Source organism: Lactobacillus fornicalis, assembly GCF_055362665.1.
Map to the genome: position 1 here is coordinate 1 of NZ_JBLTIM010000062.1, position 3,870 is coordinate 3,870.

Sequence of the window (3,870 nt, forward strand, 5' to 3'; positions counted from 1 at the left end):
TCCCCTCAGATAAAGGATTATTTTATTTCTGCAGATCCACTATCTGCAATGGATTCCATATCTTTAGGCCCCCATAAACCATCAAAGCTTATTTTTAAATGGTTAGCTGTAAATTTATTATTTGAAATTAAATAAACTGGAAAATTAATTTTACTTTTTGGTTGAAGAGTAGAAATTACTTCTTCTAAAGCTCCACCTTCAGTTGACCCATGAGTAGGGAAACCAATGCCACTATCTACAGTATAAGTTCTAGTACCCATACTTAAATCAATAGGTTTAGTTCCTGAATTTTCTAAAACTAGATTTAAGGTTGCACGGTAATATTTTTTGTTGAGCTTACCAGAAATGTTGTATTCAGCATCAGTATAATTGCTTTTCTTATTTTCAACAGTTTCATATCTAATTGACTTTAGTTTGAATTTCAAAGGACCATAAGCTGTTGATGTTTTGTTGATTTTAACAGTCTTATCTGTATTAATATTAGCTTTTTTAGTTACAGTTGTTTTAGTAGAGTTCTTAGATGTATTGGTATTACTGCAGCCTGCTAATGTCAAAGCCATAACTGTTACACCTGCTGTTATTATTTTTTTCATTTTTTATCCTCCAATGTTTTTTTAAAAAAGTGTTTTATGAAATTATGTTGCAATACTAAATCTATGCGTCATATTCAAAATACTACTCCACCAGTCTAATGAATCTTGAAACTGGGTAATTAATTTAGAATCAGTAATTTTATAACTTAATTTTTGATAATTTTCTAAAACGAATTCTGACGCCATATTGCTTAAGCCAAATACAATTTGTACTTCATTCGCACTTAAAGGCTGCTCAATTTGCTCTTCTATGTATGATAAACATGGAAAAGGAGCAAGCAAATTTTTAGCGAAAAAGTTTGCTTCCTGTTCTAAATATGAATATTCATCAGATGGAAGTTGTGATAAAAGAGTTTTAGCATGAGAATTATGATTTAATTTTTTGTGACCTAATTCATGTGATAAAGTAAATCGGATTCTAGATTCATTTGAAATAGTATCATTATAGGCAATGACATCTCTGCATTTAGAATCTTTTTTAGACAGTAATATTCCGTCATCTGTAGTTAAATAAATCTCCAACTTCTTTTATTGACATATTAGTTTGTCGTGCTATAGCTGAATATTTTCGTAATTTAATATTGTTTTCGGTTAATAAAGTATCTAATGATACGGGAAAATCTTTTAAACTGGATTGCTTTAATGTTTGCAATGCTGAATTTTTTATTTTTTCCCAATCATGGTTTTCATAACAAAACTTATTATTCATCATCTGTTTTATCAAAAATAGTATCCATAATATCAATTAATTTTTCTTGATCTGCTATTGATAGTTTTTTTGCCTTTCTTTGAATAGCTCTATATTGACTAGATTCATCTTTGTCACTAGTACTAGTAATATCCTCAACATCTACATTAAGAGCACTAGCAACTTTTTGTATTGATTTTAAAGAAGGCTTAGTGTGTTTCCACCTATAAATTAAATTTTCACCAACTCCTGCTTTAAGCGCTACTTCACGTATTGACATTCCATGTTCAGTAGCAATTTCCTTGATTCTTTCGTACGTATTCATAAATATCCTCTCTTTTTTATAAAAAAAGATACAATTTATGCTTGCATACTATCTAAAAAGATAGTATATTAATTTATGTCCTAGGGAAACGGACAAGCAATAATATCTTTTTTGATAATTCATATAATAAAAAGCCTATTCGATTGCGCAGTAGTTAAAACGTTTTTGGCTTATTTATTATGCTTAAATATTATCATTTTTGATAGAACTTTGCAACAAATCATTACAAAAAGAGGTGAATAATATGTCACAAGAATTGGTAGAAAGCATAAAAGCAATTGGAAAACTCCAAAATAAAACTTTAAGAGAAATCGGGCTTGAGTCAGGAGTAGGCGAAAATGCTATTTATCGCTGGAACAAAAATGAACCTAGATTAAGCACCTTGAAAAAAGTTGCAGATTATTTAGGTGTGGATTACAAGATTTTTTTGCCATAGGGAAGGATAAAAAATGAGTGATTTAACATTTCAAGAAAGAATTGCAGTTCAATTCTTAAGAAACAAAAAGTTGAATCTGAAGCCGACCTCTAAATCGGATATAGCTCAAAAATTTGAACTATCTAAAACTTACGTTAATTGGGTAATTGATGGAAGAGCTACTGGTCCAGCTGCAGATGAATGGAAAGATAAATTCGCAAAATATGTTGGTATTTAAAAAGGAGGAACGCAAATGAGCGAATTACAAATTTTTAATTTTAATGGTACAGATATCAGAACATTAACTATTGATAACGAACCATACTTTGTCGGTAAAGATGTTGCCGAGGTGCTTGGTTATAAAAAGCCTGAAAATGCAGTTGCAAATCATGTTGATGAAGAAGATAAAACCACTACCCTGATTCAGGGGACTGGTTCTAATTACAAGTCCAAAACAGTAATTGTTAACGAATCAGGCCTTTACAGCTTAATTCTTTCAAGCAAATTACCAACAGCCAAGAAGTTTAAGCACTGGGTAACTAGCGAAGTTTTACCAGCTATCAGAAAGCATGGAGCTTACATGACAGACGCTAAAGCATTTGATGTTGTTAACAATAAGGCAGGCCTTGCAGATTTATTACAACAAGCTGCAGACCAACTTAAACGAAAAGATATTCAAATTGCTGAAATGAAGCCTAAAGCATTATTCGCTGATTCAGTTTCTGCTAGTGACTCAACTATTTTAATTGGGGACTTAGCAAAAATTTTAAAAGCTAATGGAGTAGATACTGGAGCTAAAAGGTTATTTCAATGGCTGCGTGATAAATCTTACTTAATTAATAGAAAAGGTAGTGATTGGAACTCACCAACTCAAAAAAGTATGAACCTTGGATTGTTTGTAATTAAAGAATCAACCCACACACAACCTGATGGCACGGTTAGAGTAACAAAAACTACTAAAGTAACTGGAAAAGGTCAGCAATACTTCGTCAATAAGTTTTTAGGTAAAGCTTAGGGAGGCACAGTGATGACTGAAAAATACAGTGTTTGTCGAGTTGTTTTTAACGGCAAAAGTGGTGGATGTTATGACGGCTACATAATTAGTCAAAATCCCAAAGAAACTATGAAAATTCTCGTTCAAAATCATACATTCTTACTAGAATTTATCCCTTTATGGAAAGCAATCTTATTCAAAAAGCCAAGAGGTAAATGGTCATATTTACACGATGTATCACTTGAGTACCTACGAGAAACACCATTCAAGGTGGAAAGATACAGCGATTATGAAGAGCAATGATTGAGAGGGTGGCATAGATGAAAAGATTACCGCTTGAACAGGAAATTAAAATTATCAAACAAGCGCAAGGCTTGAAAGACTTAGATGTATGGCAATTTATATTAGCGACAAGCGCATTTATTAGAGTATTTGAAGCAGAACTAAACCTAGATAGAAGAGCTATAGCAGCTTACATTGATAACTTGACTTTTTTGTCCGAAAAAGACTGGCAAAAATGGCTGGCAAAAACAGGTTGTAGTATTCCAGTTCAGGACTTATACAAAGAATTTATTAGAGAGGCGAAGAAGGGAAATGAAGATTAAGACAGTTTATTTGGACTTAGTAGACGATTACTTTGACGATGCTATCGAAGCACTTTTTGAAAAATTAGTAGGAAATACGGTTCTTTCAAGTTTTTACGACGATGATAAAGAACAAATTGAAATTCAGTATTTAGAAAAGGACTAACAATGGAAAACATAAAAACTAAGATAATTGACCTTGGCTATATATATAAAAAATATGGTCGTGATAAACAAGGAGACCCAAAAGTAAAATTAGATGAAGCAATCA

General features: G+C 31.8%; 9 protein-coding genes. 6 read left to right on the plus strand and 3 right to left on the minus strand.

The features are described from left to right. Positions 1–17 precede the first annotated feature (17 nt). The 3 genes from ACNDLV_RS07935 to ACNDLV_RS07945 all read right to left on the minus strand — a co-directional run bounded on the left by ACNDLV_RS07935 (position 18) and on the right by ACNDLV_RS07945 (position 1,606). Positions 18–593 carry a hypothetical protein gene (locus ACNDLV_RS07935; protein WP_006588449.1) on the minus strand — a complete coding sequence of 192 codons (576 nt, stop codon included), beginning with the start codon at positions 591–593 and terminating at the stop codon, positions 18–20. Positions 594–635: 42 nt separating this feature from the next. After that, positions 636–1,115, minus strand: coding sequence for an ImmA/IrrE family metallo-endopeptidase (locus ACNDLV_RS07940; protein WP_048598044.1), 480 nt, complete (start codon positions 1,113–1,115; stop codon positions 636–638). Positions 1,116–1,294: 179 nt separating this feature from the next. Continuing rightward, positions 1,295–1,606 carry a helix-turn-helix domain-containing protein gene (locus ACNDLV_RS07945; RefSeq protein WP_048598040.1) on the minus strand — a complete coding sequence of 104 codons (312 nt, stop codon included), beginning with the start codon at positions 1,604–1,606 and terminating at the stop codon, positions 1,295–1,297. Positions 1,607–1,850: 244 nt separating this feature from the next. On the opposite strand from ACNDLV_RS07945, the gene ACNDLV_RS07950 reads away from it, so the two are divergent. From ACNDLV_RS07950 to ACNDLV_RS07975, 6 genes are read left to right on the plus strand one after another with little or no spacing between them, the layout of a single operon-like run. Further along, positions 1,851–2,042 carry a helix-turn-helix domain-containing protein gene (locus ACNDLV_RS07950; RefSeq protein WP_048598038.1) on the plus strand — a complete coding sequence of 64 codons (192 nt, stop codon included), beginning with the start codon at positions 1,851–1,853 and terminating at the stop codon, positions 2,040–2,042. 13 nt (positions 2,043–2,055) lie between these two features. Next, on the plus strand, positions 2,056–2,259 hold the full coding sequence (locus ACNDLV_RS07955) for a hypothetical protein (RefSeq protein ID WP_006588446.1): 204 nt from the start codon (positions 2,056–2,058) through the stop codon (positions 2,257–2,259). A 15-nt stretch (positions 2,260–2,274) separates the two neighbouring features. Beyond that, on the plus strand, positions 2,275–3,036 hold the full coding sequence (locus ACNDLV_RS07960) for a phage antirepressor (protein WP_498883078.1): 762 nt from the start codon (positions 2,275–2,277) through the stop codon (positions 3,034–3,036). A gap of 12 nt (positions 3,037–3,048) precedes the next feature. Further along, on the plus strand, positions 3,049–3,318 hold the full coding sequence (locus tag ACNDLV_RS07965) for a hypothetical protein (protein WP_498883079.1): 270 nt from the start codon (positions 3,049–3,051) through the stop codon (positions 3,316–3,318). Between the two features lie 17 nt (positions 3,319–3,335). Then, a complete protein-coding gene (locus tag ACNDLV_RS07970; RefSeq protein ID WP_498883081.1) occupies positions 3,336–3,620 on the plus strand; it encodes a hypothetical protein in 285 nt (94 codons plus the stop codon). Then, positions 3,610–3,765, plus strand: a complete 156-nt coding sequence (locus ACNDLV_RS07975) for a hypothetical protein (protein ID WP_167802895.1) — start codon at positions 3,610–3,612, stop codon at positions 3,763–3,765. The genes ACNDLV_RS07970 and ACNDLV_RS07975 overlap by 11 nt, the downstream gene beginning before the upstream one ends. Positions 3,766–3,870: the final 105 nt, after the last annotated feature.

Coding starts and splice junctions, on each gene's coding strand:
- ACNDLV_RS07935 (WP_006588449.1), bottom strand. CDS start 593: ATGAAAAAAATAATAACAGCAGGTGTAACAGTTATGGCTTTGACATTA.
- ACNDLV_RS07945 (WP_048598040.1), bottom strand. CDS start 1,606: ATGAATACGTACGAAAGAATCAAGGAAATTGCTACTGAACATGGAATG.
- ACNDLV_RS07950 (WP_048598038.1), top strand. CDS start 1,851: ATGTCACAAGAATTGGTAGAAAGCATAAAAGCAATTGGAAAACTCCAA.
- ACNDLV_RS07955 (WP_006588446.1), top strand. CDS start 2,056: ATGAGTGATTTAACATTTCAAGAAAGAATTGCAGTTCAATTCTTAAGA.
- ACNDLV_RS07960 (WP_498883078.1), top strand. CDS start 2,275: ATGAGCGAATTACAAATTTTTAATTTTAATGGTACAGATATCAGAACA.
- ACNDLV_RS07965 (WP_498883079.1), top strand. CDS start 3,049: ATGACTGAAAAATACAGTGTTTGTCGAGTTGTTTTTAACGGCAAAAGT.
- ACNDLV_RS07970 (WP_498883081.1), top strand. CDS start 3,336: ATGAAAAGATTACCGCTTGAACAGGAAATTAAAATTATCAAACAAGCG.
- ACNDLV_RS07975 (WP_167802895.1), top strand. CDS start 3,610: ATGAAGATTAAGACAGTTTATTTGGACTTAGTAGACGATTACTTTGAC.